This is a genomic window from Edaphobacter sp. HDX4 (assembly GCF_036877565.1).
In the GTDB taxonomy this organism is placed as follows: domain Bacteria; phylum Acidobacteriota; class Terriglobia; order Terriglobales; family Acidobacteriaceae; genus Edaphobacter.
In genome coordinates this window covers 30,977-46,921 of sequence record NZ_JAEDXW010000012.1, presented here as the reverse complement: position 1 = coordinate 46,921, position 15,945 = coordinate 30,977, and the positions used below count along the sequence as shown (strand labels likewise).

Sequence of the window (15,945 nt, the reverse complement as noted above, 5' to 3'; positions counted from 1 at the left end):
AGGCATCGGCGCGAAACGGCTTAGTCTCGCTACTTCGACACTGCGCCAGCTTGAATGGCCGTGAGCAGGGCATCGTGCCTGAGTCGATTCTTCTCGCTCGCTTCGAGTGCGGTCTTGCCGTCTTTGTTACGGAGATTGGGATCGGCTCCGTGGCGAAGGAGTAGCGGGATGGAATCGATGTCCTCGGTGGTGAAGAGCGGTGTGTCGCCGTCTTTGTTGCGGGCATTGACGTCGGCGCCTAGCTCAATGAGGGCGGCGGTAACGTCCTTGTCTCGGGGAGTATGGAGCGCAGTGTTGCCGTCTCCGTAATGAATGTTGATGTTGGCGCCGGCTTTGGCGAGGATACGGACGCACTCGGCGCGGGCACCTTCGGGGTTGTCGCTGTATCGCCAGGTGGCAGCGATCCAGAGTGCCCCATCGACATCCTGGTTTTTGAGTTCGAGTTTTGGTTGGTAATGGAGGATCTCGCGGATGAGATCGGGATTGCCGGACTTGGCGGCTTCTGTAAGGATGCTGCCGGTAGTGGGATAGGTCAATGTAAAGCCGCTTGTTTCCGGCACGATAATTTTGGATAGGTCGGCGTTGGGGTTGGCTCCGTAGGCGAGGAGAGAATGCACCGACGCGAGGTTGCCGTCCGCGGCAGCACCGGCAAGAGCGAGGTCTTTGTCATTTTGGTCGTCTTTGCTGGCTTTGGCAGCGATGAGGACCTGAAGTGTGTCGGGATGCAGTGCTGCTGCGTGGAGCCAGGTCGCATTGGCGAAGAAGACGGGCGCAGAGCTACCCTCCGGCTTCGGTGGAAGTGGCTGAAGCGGTACACCTGCTGCGAGAAGCTGCTGAACGGTAGCAGTCTGGCCTTGGACGGCTGCTCTCTTTAGTACAACCTGTGCTTCTACGGTGTGAAAGTTGTACTTCTCGGTTTTGAGCTGATCGACGAGACCGTCAGCGCCTTCGATCCAGCGGCTGGTGCGGGCGAAGTCGTCGACAGCTTCTTCGAGGTCTTCAGTTACAGCCGGCATGCCAACGAATTGACCGCTGTAGTCCTCAACCTTCATCGACTGACCATCGATGTCGATAGAGAGCGAGTCGGTCGGGGACCAATTGGTGGTTGTGGTGTTTGCGGCGTAGCGTGGGCTCATGGAGTAGAAGTCGGCATCGACAAATCGCTTCGCCAGTTTTCGTACGGCATCCGGGTCGGTCTTGTCGGTGTGCTTTCCGTCGGCGACGGTGAAGGCGTGACTCTCGTAGACGATGCCTGCGTTGGTAATGGTTACGGAGTATGCGGGGTCAGGGCCATAGAGGCTATGGGTGCGCTCGAGCCTAATCGCGATCCTCGAATCAGGTTTGATGGGGGGCGGGGTGACGTGTGTCGCAGGCAGGCGCTCGGGAGGGACGACGTAGATGTCTTCCTCGACTTCGACGGGTGTGGGCTTACCGTCTTTTTCGAAGGGGATGTACTTCCATCGGTAGACCTCATTCTGCAACTGAGGCCAGAGAGTCATGGTGTTGTTGCTGCCGGTAGCCTGGACGCGGGTGACATCGCCGGTGGGAGAGATGGTGAGGGCGAGGTGGAGCCGAATATCGCCACGTCCGCCACCTTCGACGGGTATGATGCGACGGTGGGGCTTGATCACGTGGGTGCGTGCTGTCTGGTAATCGACGTGAGGCGGTGAGGGCATTCTCTCTCCGTTGGAGAGGAAGGCGACCGTGGAGACGAACAAGGCAGACACTGACAGGAGCCGTGGCATGCTGAGCATCGTATAAAGAAAGACCCCTCGTGACGCACTTTTGTTCACGATGGATAACAAATTTCAGTGGAGGAGAACCATCATTCCGGATATGGCACGCTTTGGCTCAGACGGCGATTTTCGCCGGCTTCGGCTCCATCCACAGCTTGCCTGCGGCTGCGAGCAGCAGGACGACGATGGCGCAGAGGGCGAAGATCTGCCGGACGGTGATGTAATTCGTCAGCAAGCCGCTGAGGACAAGGCCGCCGATCTGCGCGGTGAAGATGATGGACATAAACGTAGAGCCGACGCGGCCCATCAGCTCCGGCGGAGTCGCCTGCTGGAAGAGGGTCTGCGAAGGCACGATGATTCCGGCGACCGAGAAGCCGATGATGAGGTTGCCGAGGATGGTGGACCAGACGTGCGTAAGTATTGTGAGGAAGGCCAAGCCGACGGCGATGCCGCAGAGCCCGCCATACACCTGCAGGGTGTCTGAAAGTTTTTTGCCGAAGGCGTTAAGGCCGTTGATGCCAATCAGCATGCCGAGCCCGATCATAGCGGCGACGATGCCGAAGGCGCGGGTAGACGCGTGCAGTGAGTCGCGCACGTAGACGGCGATCAGCGGGCCAAAGCAGCCGAGGACGAACATTCCCGCGGCCATCGCGAGGATGACGAAGAGCAGAGCAGCGTGGTGCAGGATAAAGTCAATGCCCTGCTTCATGTCGCGACCGATCTTCCCGAGAGCGGATACGTTCTCTGAGGCCTGAGCTGCCTTCGGTTGCGCAGCAGCGGCGACGAAGGTGAGCGACGCGATGAGCAGTGCCGACCCGCAGAAGCTGACGGCATCGAGCACATAACAGCTGCTGGGACCGAAGGAGGCGACCATGAAGGATGCGATGGCCGGACCGATGATGCGCATTCCGAACATGACCTGCTGCATGAGCGCATTGGCAGAGCGCAGGCCGTGGAGAGGAACGGCGGAGCGAATCGCGACTCCCTGGGCCGGGCTGAAGAAGCTGGAGACGATGGAGATGGCCGCGAGAATGATGTAGAAGTGCCAGGGCTGCCGGGCAAACATGAGCAGAAGAACAAGGCCTGCACGGATGGAGTCGCTCGAGACCATGGTGGGCTTGAGCGGCCACCGATCGACGAAGACTCCGGCGAGGACGCCGAGCACGGCGATAGGAAGCATGTAAGCGATCTGCACGCCGGTGACCTGCTGGGCATTTGCGTGCAGGTTGAAGGTAAGGACCCCGATGACGGCGAAGAGGGCGAGGAAGTCTCCGAAGACGGAGACGATCTGCGCGTACCAGAGACGGCGCAGCATGGGGTAGCTGAGGACCTCGCGCATGGAGAGCGGCGCGGGCAGCTCGGGGTCGATGGGCGGGGTTGCTGGCTGAGTGGCAGCTGTGCTCATAGGTGGATCGCGGAGGCTCCGGGATTGGATGGCGAGAAGAGGAAGAAGATTCGATCGTTCGGGCCGCTTCGTAACTTTCTACCACCAAATTTTGACGCGGGACAATCTTAGGGTGCTTCCCCCGTCCTCAGCAACGGGTGTATCTTCGCTAATACTTATGCGTATCGAGAAATTGAAGCTCTTAACTTCCTTTGCCGCCCTGACGTTTGCCGCCACCCTTTTCGCACAGCAGTCCGGCGCTCCTGCTGAAAATGCCACGATGAAGCATCAGGACACGGAGGTCTACTCCCCCGTGCCCCCAGTCGTCACGCCGGGCGCAACGGATTCGCAGCCACCTTCGGACGCCGTGGTGCTGTTTGACGGCACGAACGAGGACCAGTGGGTCTCCGCCCAGGACCACACGCCTGCAAAGTGGGTCGTGCACGACGGAATCCTGACTGTGAGCAAGGAGAAGGGCGTCGGCAACATCGAGACCAAGAGGAAGTTCAAGGACTACCAGCTCCATATCGAGTGGAGGATTCCGGCCGACATCACCGGAAGCGATCAGGCGCGCGGAAACAGCGGCGTCTTTCTGGCCTCGACCGGACCGGGCGACGCTGGCTACGAGCTGCAGGTGCTGGACAACTACAACAACAAGACCTACACGAACGGCCAGGTGGGCAGCATCTACAAGCAGGGCATTCCGCTGGCGAACCCCGCGCGCAAGCCGGGTGAGTGGCAGACCTACGACATCGTTTGGACTGCACCGCGCTTCAAGGAAGACGGTTCGGTCGACACGCCGGCCTATGTGACGGTCTTCATGAATGGCGTGCTGGTGCAGAACCACTTCCAGCTGAAGGGTCAGACGCTGTATATCGGCAAGCCCTTTTACAAGAAGTACGACGAGGCTCCCATCAAACTGCAGGCGCATGGCGATAAGAGCGAGCCCATCAGCTTCCGTAATATCTGGGCGCGGGACATCAAGCCACTCGAGTAACTGATCAGCAAACGAAATTCCTGGAGGGCACGGCAGATTCCGTGCCCTCTTTGTTTCTGGAGAGAATGCTACTTGACCGGCCAGCTGGTCTTACCGCCGTGGTGGAAGGCGAGATTGCCGATGTGGCCAGCGCGTGCAGCGGCGATGCCGGTTTCGACGGGAGCGTTCGGGTCTTTACGGCTCTTCATGCACTCGAAGAAGTTCCGCATGTGGTCGATGGTGCCGTCCTCAAAGCTCTCTTCTTTCAGGACGGGGTTGCGGTCGCCCTTCAGACCTTCGTGATAGACGCTCATGCCGGAGCGGGTGAGCTTGAGGGTGGCCTCGCTGCCACGGAATTCTAGTCCGCCATCGTCGATGGAGGAGGCCATCATTCCTTCGTAGACGACGTCGAAGCCGGGATAGCGGAAGGCCGCTTGGATAGTGTCGGGGCATTCCCAGGTCTTGTAGGTGTACTTGTCGCCGAGCATGAACGCCATGGATGGCTCGTCGGACTTCATGGCCCAGTGCACCACGTCGATCCAGTGGGCGAAGAGATCGGTCATGGCGCCTCCGCCGAAGTTCCAGAACCAGCGCCAGCGGAAGTACTTCTCGAGTGAGAAGGGTTGATCGGGCGCTCCACCGAGCCACTGATGCCAGTCGAGCTGCGCGACATCAACGGGTTTGGGGACCCAGCTGAATCCGTAGTTCTGCCACCAGTAGGTTCGCACCTGCGTCACCTGTCCCAGGGCTCCTCCCTGAATGAGGTTGACGGCGTTGCGAAAGTGGCTCCAGCTTCTCTGCTGCATGCCGCACTGCAGAACCTGCTTGCCGGAGCGGACAGCCTTCTGGAGCGTGGCCCCTTCTTCGAGCGTGTGGGTGACCGGCTTTTCGAGGTAGACATCTTTTCCCGCCGCGAGAGCTGCAGCCGCGATGCGCACATGCCAGTGATCCGGAGTGGCGATAAAGACGGCGTCGATGTCCTTATTGTCGATGACTTCGCGGTAGTCCATGTGGGTGGTTGCGGTGGTTGCGTTGGCGCGTGCCTTTACCTCTTCGCGCCGGGGAGTGTAGACATCACTCACGGCAACGATCTCAAAGGGGACGTCTGTGCTGTCAGCAGAGCCGAGCAGCTGGCGCATGCGTCCACCAGCTCCGATGACTCCGATGCGAATCTTTTCATTTGCTCCGAGGGCGCGGGTGGAGCCCAGCGCTGTGAGACCGCTGGCGATCAGAAAGCTGCGACGATTTGCTGTAAAAGACATGGCGCTCCTGTGGTTTTTTGATTCGGGAGGATGGTATCAAACGCTGCTGAACAGAGGCATCCGGGCAACTCCAGCGGGGGCTGGATTTGCCGGGACTGGCGATGTGGCGGGGCAGAGTGCATATGCGCTTCACTCCTCGTGAGTGTCGTTGCAAGCGCAGTACCTTCGTGGATAGATCGGTGATTGCACCACGAAACGAGGACAGAGTGACAGGCGGAGCGGCGCGGAGGCAAAAGATGATGGCCCCGGAATCGTTTTCGCGATGCCGGAGCCATTGTTTTCTGCAGACGGCCCGTAAGCCGAATTCTGTTCTAGATGATCATTCCTCTACGCGACGCATTACTGCGGCGCTTTAGCAACCTACCCGCAGGTTTCGGCTCCCGCGAACGGGTCTCTGCGCCTGGGCGCACCGGGCCGATACGCCATCGCCGCCTGCAGAGGAGCGGCGAAATCCCTGCCTATTTGGTCTTGCTCCGTGTGGGGTTTACCATGCCGCGTCTGTTACCAGCCGCGCGGTGCGCTCTTACCGCACCTTTTCACCCTTACCGTCGCTCGCTTACGCTCACGAAGGCGGTATGTTCTCTGTTGCACTGGCCGTCCAGAGGTCTTGAAACCTCCGTCCCGGACGTTATCCGGCACACTGCCCTGCGGAGTTCGGACTTTCCTCCCCCGCGCTCCCTTTGTGGAGAGACGCGGCAGCGATCATCCAGCCGTCTGCACCTTCAAGTGTATCGCGCGTGAGAGGCAGCGGACGAAAAGAATCGTGTTTATGCCGGCTGCTCTTCTGCGGCGTTTTGCATCTCGGCGATCACGATCTTCTTCATCTGCTCCGAAAAATCAGTGGCAGCAGTTTGCGGGTATGATAGTCCGCACTTATCCCCTCACGCGGCTCTTCAAGATGCGAGCGGCGCCGGCTATCAATTGTTTCCAGGCCCTTGCAGTCACATTTTTTTGCCGAGGATACACCATGGAAAACACCATTACCATAACCTTGAATACCCTTCACTGCAACCGCGAAGGACAGGGCTCAGGAGGATCTGCGCCGTATCTGTGGCCTGCGATGCTGTGGGTCAATAAAGACTCTGCTACTGTCGGCGTTCTTGGAATTCTCGACACCGACTCTCACACCATTCTGAAGCGTGGAATGAAGCCGGGCGATACCGTCGATATTCCGACCAAGGTCGGAATGATCCTGCGACCGTTTGATGACGATCTGACGAACCACGTCATCATTGTGACGGTTGCACTCTGGCAGGATAATGAAACCCCCGGCTATGCCGTTCAGGCAGGATATCGCGCGTTCCAGACATCCCTGCAGGACGCTGTCCAGCATAACCTGCTGCAGCTCAACTCGAGCGACCCCGACACGGTGAACCAGGCGGAGAGCGACATCAAGACCGCTGTAACGGAAGGGGTGACGAAGGGTATCGGCGATAGCCTCTCCACCGGAGACAAGATCAAGGTTGCAACCGGCATCATCACCCTGGACAGTCCCATTGATAGCTCATCGACATCCTTCTCAAATCTCGTAAATACGGCCTTCACCATCTCGTTCGGAGGCCCGCTGGGAGGGCGGTTACTCTTCTATCGCGATTACACCCGCAACGGAACAGGCGATGTCGACACACCGAGCGTCATCGGGCTCGGAGGCTGGGCCGGTTTCAAGTTTCTCTTCTCCGGCGGAGACGGAATCATCTACGCCGTCGATCCTCAGGGGCAGCTGCTCTTCTATCGCGATAACACGCAGAACGGGACGGGCGATGTCGATACACCGAGCGTCATCGGACTTGGAGGCTGGGCTGGCTTCAAGTTTCTCTTCTCCGGCGGAGACGGGATTATCTACGCGGTCAATCAGCAGGGCCAGCTTCTCTTTTATCGTGACTACACCCGTAATGGAACAGGGGATGTCGATACGCCACAGGTCATCGGCCAAGGTGGCTGGGCTGGTTTCAAGTTTCTCTTCTCCGGCGGAAACGGAATCATCTATGCGGTCAATCAGCAGGGTCAGCTGCTCTTCTATCGTGACTACACACGCGACGGGACAGGGGACGTCAACACGCCGCAAGTCATCGGGCAAGGCGGCTGGGCCGGTTTCAAGTTTCTCTTCTCCGGGGGTGACGGCATCATCTATGCCGTCGACCAGCAGGGCCAGCTTCTCTTCTATCGCGACTACACCCAGAACGGCACCGGCGACGTCGACACACCGCAGGTGATCGGGCTGGGCGGCTGGGCTGGTTTCAAGTTCCTCTTCTCCGGGGATAACGGCATCATCTATGCTGTCGAACCCGTGCTCAGTCCGAAGGATTCTTATGAGATCGCCGGCAACCTTCAGATAGAGGCAGTTGTCTGTGTGGATGAGCGCGCGGCAGTAAGTTCGGCGACTGCTGATGTGCAGTCGGCCAAGCAGATCGTTGCCTCTCTGGAGGAGGAGTTTCTAAACGCTCCGGCTTCACAGAAGGCGTTCCTTCGTCAGCAGATAAGGGAAGCGCAGCAGGACGAGGCCGCGGCGGAACAACGATTATCGGCAGCGAAGCAGGCGCTGAATTCGTGCCTCGCCCGGAACCCGCCTCCGCGAAGAAAGCCTCATCCGGTTGCCGTCGGATAGCTGAGGCTACGTTTTCACGTACCGAGATGAGGAAACGTGCCGATGGGGGAGAGCTGCGGGGACTGAGTGCCCCCAGTGGGCCTCTCAGCTCTTCCACTCGGCAGGGCAGGAGTGAGGCGCCTGTGACTGCTTTCGACATGGAGGTGCGAGCGATGATGTAGACAGACTACTGCCTTGGGTGTAGCTTCTCTACATCCTCCAGGAGGGTCGAGCCGAATGGCGCCTAAAAAAAAGTACAGAAACAGGATGGAGCTGCTGCAGGGAACGCTGGACATGTTGATTCTCCAGACGCTGCAGTGGGGGCCTCAGCATGGCTATGGCATCGTTCAGGCACTGCGCACACGGTCGGGAGAGGTGCTGCAGGTGGAGACGGGTTCCCTCTACCCGGCCCTGCACCGGTTGGAGCGACAGGGGTGGGTCTCCTCTGAATGGAAGCAGACCGAGAGCAATCAGCGGGCGCGTTTCTACCAGATCACGGCTGCGGGCAAAGAGCAGCTGACCTCCGACCACAGCCGCTGGCAGCAGATGGTCGAAGCCATCACGGCAGTCATGCAGGCCACCTCCAACGGAGGTGGGAGATGAGATTCTGGCGACGCAGGGCCGATGACATCGACGAAGAGATTGCAACGCACCTGGCGATGGCCGCGACGGAACGGGAGCAGCGGGGCGAGTCGCCTGAGCAGGCGCTCCGGGCTGCGAGGCGCGAATTCGGCAATGCGCTGCTGGTACGCGAGACGACGCGTGGAGTATGGGTAAGCGAACGGATAGATCATCTGAAGCAGGATTTCCATTACGCGTGGCGCCAGATACGCCGATCGCCGGGATTTTCGCTGACCGTAATTGCCACCCTGGCCCTGGGGCTGGGAGCGACCGCGGCGATGTTTACGGTGGTGGAACGAGTCCTGCTCGAGACCCTGTCGTATCCCTCACCGGAGCGCCTTGTGTTGCTTAACGAGTCCGGAAGAAGAGGCGACCGGGAGTTAGTACCCTTACCGGATGTGGAACAGTGGCGGCTTCGGAGCCGCTCTTTCGAGGAGATCGGCTTTTATACCTCTGCCCGAGGACGGGCCTTTCTTGAAGGAGACGCGTCGGCGGAGCAGGTGGGCCATTTCCTGGTGAGCGCGAACCTGTTTTCTGTCCTTGGCGTGAGTCCGGCGATCGGAAGAGGCTTTGCGAGCAGCAGTCAGAATCGGTTTGCCCGTGCTGGGGATGAGAACACAATCGTCCTGAGCGATGCCGCGTGGCGCGATGCCTTTGGCGGAAGAAAGGACATCCTGGGCAGGATCGTACGGATCAGCGGTGACCCCTATACGGTAGTCGGGGTGATGCCCCGTGGATTTGCGTTTCCCTGGCAGACCTCCAGGCCGCAGGTCTGGACGGCCGTGCCTCTCCGAGAGACCGACGACAGCCGGTTGAGTCCGGCGACACTTTACATTCCAATTGCACGGCTGAAGCGTGGTGTGAGTGTTGCGGGGGCAGAGGCCGAGATGAAGGTTGTTCAAGCCGACGTAGCAAAGCTGTACACCGATCCCTATGCCAGAGACCTGGTTACATCGGCGACGGTCAAGCTCTACGGCGAATCGCTGGTGAAGCCTGAGGTCAGGCGGGCTCTCCTGGCGCTGTTTGGGGCGTCCGGCGTGCTGTGGCTCATCGCTTGTGTGAATGTGACCGGCCTGCTGCTGGCGCGTGCGGCGGTTCGCCAGCGTGAGATTGCCATCCGAGGTGCGCTGGGCGCAAGCCGGAGGCGGATCGTGCGCCAGCTGATGATCGAAGGAATAGTTTTGAGCGCTGGTGGTTCGTTGCTGGGACTGGCTTTGGCGGTGGGGCTACTGAAGGTCTTCGCCCATAACCTCGCCACGGAGCTTCAGATTAAGGGCGCAATGCCGGATGGAAGAGTGATCGCAGTGCTGTTTGCTCTGACGGTGGGGAGCGCAATCCTTTCCGCCGTGTGGCCCGCGGTCGCGAGCGCTCGAGCGTCGATAGAGCCTGCCCTGCGTCAAGGCGGGGGTGGCCGCGCTGGGCAGAGCCTGGAACAGCACCGCCTGCGCTCGGCGCTGGTGGTGACGCAGATTGCGCTCTCGCTGATGCTGCTGGTCTCATGCGGGCTGTTGCTGCGGACGATCTACGCGCTGCGCCATGTTCCCCTGGGGTTTAGGACGGACCATATCCTTGTGGGGAGCATGGCGATCCCGTCGTATCGGTTCGCCGGGCGGGATCTGATGGAAGATCTCTACGGCCCGCTGCGGGAGCGGGTCAAAGCTCTGCCCGGCGTGGAGGCGGCAACGCTCATGACTGAGGTCCCGCTGGGGCACACCTTCAATGTGGTTTTCTCTTTCAGTGCGGAGGGCAACAGCGCCGATGCAGTAAGGAAGCGGGATTTCCGGGCGCAGCTTCGAATCGTGGGTCCCGACGCCCAGAAGGTCTTCGGTTTCAAAGTGCTGAAAGGGAGATTCTTCAACGATGGGGATACGGCGGGCTCACAGGGAGTTGTCGTTGTGAACCGGGCCTTCGTGAAGGAGTTTTCGCAGAGCAATGATCCTGACAAGGTGATGGGGCAGCGCCTGATGGATCTTGAAAAGGGCCGGCCCGCGATTGTGGTTGGTGTGCTGGACGATACGCGTCAGGTCTCGGTGGCAGAGCAGTCTCGGCCGGAGATGGAGTTCTATCTGCCGCAACTGAAGCCGGACAGCAATCTGTACAAGAATGTCGAAGGCATCGCGATGGATCTGGCCGTTCGTACGCAGCGGTCCTCGGGGTCCATCGTTCCGGAGTTGAAGGAGCTGATGCGCAAGGCGAGTCCGGAGTTGGCGAATACGGAGTTTGTCACCATGGATCAGATCGTCGAGGACTCGTATGGCAACCAGCAGATCATGGCGCGATTGCTGATCGTCTTCGGCGGGGCGGCGCTGCTGCTGTGCCTCTCAGGGCTTTACGGTCTGCTGACGCAGTTGGTGGCTCAGAGAACGCGCGAGATCGGGGTAAGGATGGCACTGGGCGCCGATCGAGGCCGGGTCATCTGGATGGTTCTGGGACAGGCCGGTCGTATGCTGGCCGCCGGAGCCCTGACCGGGCTTGCACTGGTGTACTTTACCGGGAGACTCGTCGGGGGATTTCTTTATGGGGTTGGGGCATACGACGTCTGGCCCCTCATAGCGATCTCCGCTCTGCTTCTGGCAAGCGGTCTGGCCGCAGCCTATGTCCCGGCGCGGCGGGCGGCGGCGATCGATCCCATGGAGGCTCTCCGGGCTGACTAGGGAAGACTTTGCATCCGGGATAGCGTCTAAACTTACGAGCGATGAGATACCGGATACTGAGCGCAATCACAGGGGCGACGATCGCGGCCGCGACCGTCTGCATGGGGCAGACGCACAAGGTCGCTCCGCAACCTGAAACTGTTGTGCGGGCCGTTGGAGTCTATGAGTGGACAGGCGACCTGTCCAAACCCTCGGGAACCCGCTTTATGCCTGTCACGGTCTTTATCAATGGCGACCTCGAGGATGCCGGAATCTATAAGCCTCAACCGGTTCCCTTTGCCCTGGACCCGGGGAATGTCTATGAGCTTCAGAATGCGGGACTACCCAAAGGTACCGTCGTGCTGGAGTCCGCGATCCATGCAAAGCTGCCGGACGGTGCTCCCGGCCCTGCCTTCGATGAGGGGTGGATGGGGTATGGAAGCTACAAAGCTCCCGCGGCTTCGAGGCATAGCGCAGCGCTGAGGCCTTCAAAGAATCTCCCGGTCATCAGTGTCTCGGGCGGCGACGGAAGCAAGCCGCATCTGGGAGACAAGACCGGGGATGCGGCGGGCAAGAGTCCGGATGCGGGACGGTCGCAGCCGAGTTCCAAGCCGGACGCGAGCGGAGGGGATGGACAGGCGGCTCCCGATCCGGACCGGCCTACGATGCACCGTCGGACCAGCGCTGACGATACGGCTTCAAACGCGGGTGGCGGAGACACGGGATCGGACCATGACGCGGAACGGCCGACGTTGAAGCGGCGTTCTCCGGAAGAGGAGAAAGAGGCGCAGCAGGAGAAGAAAAAGAAGGAGGTCGCGACGGTGACCGGAACGGGATCACTGAACGACGATCCGGACCGGCCACGGCTCCATCACGGTGGGGAGGAGCACGAGGATAACGAAGTGCCCAAGTTGAGGGGGGTTCCTAAGGACATGCACCAGATGGTCGCAGTTTCGGACGCAAAGAACCGCGACCCGCATCCGTTCGCCCGGCCATGGGAAGACTCCAATGAGCATGCAGCGATTCTGGGAAAGATGCAGGCGTTTGCCCGCGTCAAGCTGGCAGCGTATGGCGTAGTTCCTGGCGTCACTCCAGCCTCCGCAGTGGTGGGCACGTCGGCGGCAGGCGCTGGAAACCCGACCACGGCTGCAGCGGCCACAAGCGCACCCGACAGCGGTCCTCCTACCCTGAAGCGGGGAATCCCCAAGCAGTCGACGGTGACGACTGCCACACCGTCTCCGTCTCCGGCTCCGTCTCCGGCGAAGAGCACAAAAGCTGCAACGGGCTCGTCAGCACACGCACGCAGCAAGATTCGGCACGGTGCACCCGGCGGCCCTGCCCCGGTTACCCTAGCTGACGAAGATCTGAAGGGATACACGCTGAGCTATGGGGGGGCGGCAACCTACGTCTACATGGCCCACACGGTCGAGACCGGGTCGGTGATGCGATATGTAACTATCGTTGCGCAGGACGATGGTATGGGTCAGCTTAAGGTCGCACTTGCGAGCGTGACCGATGCGGCTCACCTGGATCGCACGCCATGGATGCGGCTGATCGACGCGGTCGATGTCGAGGCGAGCAATCGTGCGAGTCTCCTGTTCGAGCTGCGCGGCCAGAGCTCGCGCCAGTTCGCCTTGTATCGCGTCATCGCAGCCAAACCGGAGCAGATCTTCCTGACCGGAAATCCAGCGTAGCCTGTAGCAGGAGCACGCGAGGGGAATCAGTTCAGCACGTCTCGCGAGCCTCTGGTTGACTGGTTGCAGCAGGAATTTCGCAAGGAGAGATCACCCATGGCAACGATTGCCCTGTTTGGGGCGGCTGGAGCGATAGGAAAGAGCCTGGTCGAGGCACTGAAGCAGCGGGGCGAAACGTACCGGGTGGTCGGAAGGGATCGAACCAGGCTGGAGCAGGCCTTTGGCCAGGACGATAAGGCAGAGATCGTTGTGTGGGATCCGGAGGATCCTGCCTCTGTACGGGCCGCCGCTGCGCGAGGCATCGATACGCTGATCTATCTGGTGGGCGTGCCTTACAACCACTTTGAACTGCACCCGCCGACGATGCAGAAGACGCTGGATGGCGCGATTGCAGAGGGTGTTCGGCGCGTGTTGCTGATCGGTACCGTGTACCCCTACGGAACCCCGACGATGCAGAAGGTGACCGAAGAACACCCGCGGAATCCGACAACTTTCAAAGGGAAGATGCGCAAGGAGCAGGAGGAGCTTCTACTGGCTGCCGATGCGGCAGGGAAGATCGAAGGAGTGATCCTGCGATTGCCGGACTTCTACGGGCCGGGTGTGGAGGCAAGCCTTCTGGATGGAGTGTTCAAAGCGGCGGCCTCCGGAGGCACGGCGGATATGATTGGCCCGATCGATACGCCCCACGAGTTTGTGTACGTGCCTGATGTGGGGCCGGTGGCGCTCGATCTGGCAGCGAAGCCTGAAGCGCGCGGGCGCTGGTGGAATCTTGCCGGGGCTGGTGTGACGACCCAGCGCGAGCTGGCAGAGATAGCCTTCAGGGTGGCGGGAAGAAAGCCAAAGATTCGTGCCGTTGGGAAGACCATGTTGCGCGTGATGGGACTGTTCAATCCGTTTATGCGCGAGCTGGTCGAGATGCACTATCTGCAGACTACTCCGGTCCTTCTGGACGATTCGGCGCTTACGAAGCTTTTGGGAAACGTGAAGAAGACACCGTACGAAGAAGGCGTGAAGCAGTCTGTGGCGTACCTGCAAAAGAAAGGCCGACCCTGAGGTCGGCCTGATCCTGAGATGACGGGATCTATCTGAGACTGGCTCGATCAAAGCTGACCGAATGCGCCGGACTGGAAGTCCTTCATGGCCTGCATGATCTCCTCGCGAGTGTTCATGACGAAGGGACCGTAGCTTGCGACGGGCTCGTTGATGGGCTCGCCACTGAGCAGCAGAAGATGCGAGTCAGCGGTAGCTTTGAGGGTGACCGTATCGCCTTCCTGACCGAGCGTCGCGATCCGGGCCTCTCCGCTGAGTTGGCCGGAGTCGCCGTTGATGGAGACATCGCCCTTGCGCAGGACAATCGCGGTGTTGTGGCCCTCGGGAACGGGAAGCTCTACCTGTTCACCTGCCTTCAACTCGATATCCCACACGTTGAGCGGGGTAAAGGTGCTGGCTGCTCCACTGGCGTCGTTCAGCGATCCGGCGATGATGCGGGCGTGGCCTCCTCCGGGAAAGCTGACCGTCGGGATCTGCTCTTTGGTGATCGCCTGGTAGCGGGGTTTCGACATCTTATGAGCCGCGGGCAGGTTGACCCAGAGCTGAATCATCTCGAAGATGCCACCGTTTTTCGTGAACTCGGCCTCGTGCAGTTCCTCGTGCAGAACTCCTGAAGCTGCCGTCATCCACTGGACATCGCCGGGATAGATAACCCCGGAGTTTCCGGCGGAGTCACGATGGCCGACCGAGCCCTGGTAAGCAATGGTCACGGTCTCGAACCCACGGTGCGGGTGCTCGCCGACGCCACGGCGCTTAGGAGCAGGCTTGAAGTACTGCGGACCTGCGTAGTCCAGCACGAGAAACGGGCTAACCTCAAGCTGGATCCCATTGGAGGGAAAGAGATTGCGAACGGGGAATCCGTCGCCGACCCAGTAACTGGATCCGGGGCCGTAGGTTCCGAGGACTTTTTTCTGCGTAGTGGTTGTGGTTGCCATGTGTTACTCCTCCCGGCGCCCCTTGGCGCCTGTGGGTTGCGTTGTTGCGTGAAAAGTCGAGTCGGCGACACGTCCCAGTCTCCGCAGCAGCGGCAGAAGGCTGGCACGCTCTTCCGTGCTGAAATCTGCCAAAGCGGCTTCCATCTGCTCGCGATGCCGGGTGAAGGCACACTCGATCAACTTGCGGCCGTCAGGGGTCAGCTGAATGATGCGGGCACGCCGATCGGTTGCGTCGTCATGCCGCGTGACCAGACCGCGAGCTTCAAGACGGTCGACGGCAGTGGTCATGGAGCCACTGGTGAGAAGCACCTTCTCTCCAAGCTGCTTTACGGTCAGCTGGCCTTTGTGAAGCAGAGCCTCAAGGACGCCAAAGTCGCTGGTCCCCATTCCAAACTGCGCCACGCTGCGGGTAGAGTGTGCCTCCACCGCCCGGGAAGCCTTCCAGAGGAGGAGCCAAAGGTGGACGCCGGCGAGGTCCTGTTCGTTTTGAATCGTATTCGTCATAGCTTGATATAAAGATGCTTGATATCAAGTTAAAGATTCGAAAAGGGTCTCCAACCCTGACTCCTCTCTCTCTCTCTCTCTCTCTCTCTCTGCGAATCTGGCCGTAGCAAAGCCGCCTTCGACGTCTTCGCGTCCTCGTTCCGAAGGTTTGGCACCTGCTGATAAGCCGTCAACAAACGAACGATTTTATATGAATTCAATGGTTTAGAAACTATCGAAGAGGAGCTGGAGAAGTAGCCGAGCCTCTACAGCGGTGGATGATAATCCTTTACTCGGTCTCGCATGACAAAGGGGAGAGAAAGCAACATCCCTAAAATCGGAATTAAGATGCTTGCTTCGAAGAACAGCTTAAGTCCCTGCTCAACTCCCATGTGATCCATGTGATCCTCCCGTATTCATTTGGAGCGCTAATCGCATCCAATCGTTGCAGGAGCGATGTATGGACCCCTGGGCTCCCGGAAGTCTCCACCTTCGATGAAATAAAGTACGGCATCGCACGCGCTCTGGTAGAGCTGCATGGACTGACGGGAAAACATCCCGCAGACCTTCGACATTGAGCACGAAGG

The 15,945-nt window shown here is 59.9% G+C and carries 11 protein-coding genes and 1 other RNA gene; 6 read left to right on the top strand and 6 right to left on the bottom strand.

Features of this window, described 5'->3' with window-relative positions:
* Positions 1-29 precede the first annotated feature (29 nt).
* Both JAO29_RS12785 and JAO29_RS12780 read right to left on the bottom strand, forming a co-directional pair.
* Positions 30-1,676, bottom strand: coding sequence for an ankyrin repeat domain-containing protein (locus JAO29_RS12785; RefSeq protein WP_334268613.1), 1,647 nt, complete (start codon positions 1,674-1,676; stop codon positions 30-32).
* A gap of 175 nt (positions 1,677-1,851) precedes the next feature.
* Positions 1,852-3,141 carry an MFS transporter gene (locus tag JAO29_RS12780; protein WP_334268612.1) on the bottom strand — a complete coding sequence of 430 codons (1,290 nt, stop codon included), beginning with the start codon at positions 3,139-3,141 and terminating at the stop codon, positions 1,852-1,854.
* A gap of 172 nt (positions 3,142-3,313) precedes the next feature.
* Between JAO29_RS12780 and JAO29_RS12775 the strand changes: the two genes are divergently transcribed.
* Positions 3,314-4,117: a 3-keto-disaccharide hydrolase gene (locus tag JAO29_RS12775; RefSeq protein WP_334268611.1), complete on the top strand. Its 804-nt coding sequence runs from the start codon at positions 3,314-3,316 to the stop codon at positions 4,115-4,117.
* 68 nt (positions 4,118-4,185) lie between these two features.
* On the opposite strand, the gene JAO29_RS12770 is transcribed toward JAO29_RS12775, so the two are convergent.
* Both JAO29_RS12770 and rnpB read right to left on the bottom strand, forming a co-directional pair.
* Positions 4,186-5,358 carry a Gfo/Idh/MocA family protein gene (locus JAO29_RS12770; protein ID WP_334268610.1) on the bottom strand — a complete coding sequence of 391 codons (1,173 nt, stop codon included), beginning with the start codon at positions 5,356-5,358 and terminating at the stop codon, positions 4,186-4,188.
* Between the two features lie 279 nt (positions 5,359-5,637).
* Positions 5,638-6,076: RNase P RNA component class A (gene rnpB / locus JAO29_RS12765), an RNA gene on the bottom strand.
* A 249-nt stretch (positions 6,077-6,325) separates the two neighbouring features.
* On the opposite strand from rnpB, the gene JAO29_RS12760 reads away from it, so the two are divergent.
* The 5 genes from JAO29_RS12760 (at position 6,326) to JAO29_RS12740 (ending at position 13,943) form a co-directional block, all read left to right on the top strand.
* A complete protein-coding gene (locus JAO29_RS12760; protein WP_334268609.1) occupies positions 6,326-7,963 on the top strand; it encodes a tachylectin-related carbohydrate-binding protein in 1,638 nt (545 codons plus the stop codon).
* A 216-nt stretch (positions 7,964-8,179) separates the two neighbouring features.
* Positions 8,180-8,545: a PadR family transcriptional regulator gene (locus JAO29_RS12755; protein ID WP_334268608.1), complete on the top strand. Its 366-nt coding sequence runs from the start codon at positions 8,180-8,182 to the stop codon at positions 8,543-8,545.
* Complete coding sequence (locus JAO29_RS12750) at positions 8,542-11,217, top strand: ABC transporter permease (RefSeq protein WP_334268607.1); 2,676 nt, start codon at positions 8,542-8,544, stop codon at positions 11,215-11,217. The genes JAO29_RS12755 and JAO29_RS12750 overlap by 4 nt, the downstream gene beginning before the upstream one ends.
* Before the next feature lie 41 nt (positions 11,218-11,258).
* Entirely contained in the window at positions 11,259-12,890 is a 1,632-nt protein-coding gene (locus tag JAO29_RS12745; RefSeq protein ID WP_334268605.1) for a hypothetical protein, read from the top strand.
* Positions 12,891-12,986: 96 nt separating this feature from the next.
* Complete coding sequence (locus JAO29_RS12740) at positions 12,987-13,943, top strand: NAD-dependent epimerase/dehydratase family protein (RefSeq protein WP_334268604.1); 957 nt, start codon at positions 12,987-12,989, stop codon at positions 13,941-13,943.
* A 47-nt stretch (positions 13,944-13,990) separates the two neighbouring features.
* Here JAO29_RS12740 and JAO29_RS12735 read toward each other — a convergent pair whose 3' ends face one another.
* Both JAO29_RS12735 and JAO29_RS12730 read right to left on the bottom strand, forming a co-directional pair.
* Positions 13,991-14,875: a pirin family protein gene (locus tag JAO29_RS12735; RefSeq protein WP_334268603.1), complete on the bottom strand. Its 885-nt coding sequence runs from the start codon at positions 14,873-14,875 to the stop codon at positions 13,991-13,993.
* A 3-nt stretch (positions 14,876-14,878) separates the two neighbouring features.
* Positions 14,879-15,379: a MarR family winged helix-turn-helix transcriptional regulator gene (locus tag JAO29_RS12730; RefSeq protein WP_334268602.1), complete on the bottom strand. Its 501-nt coding sequence runs from the start codon at positions 15,377-15,379 to the stop codon at positions 14,879-14,881.
* Between the last annotated feature and the right edge of the window lie 566 nt (positions 15,380-15,945).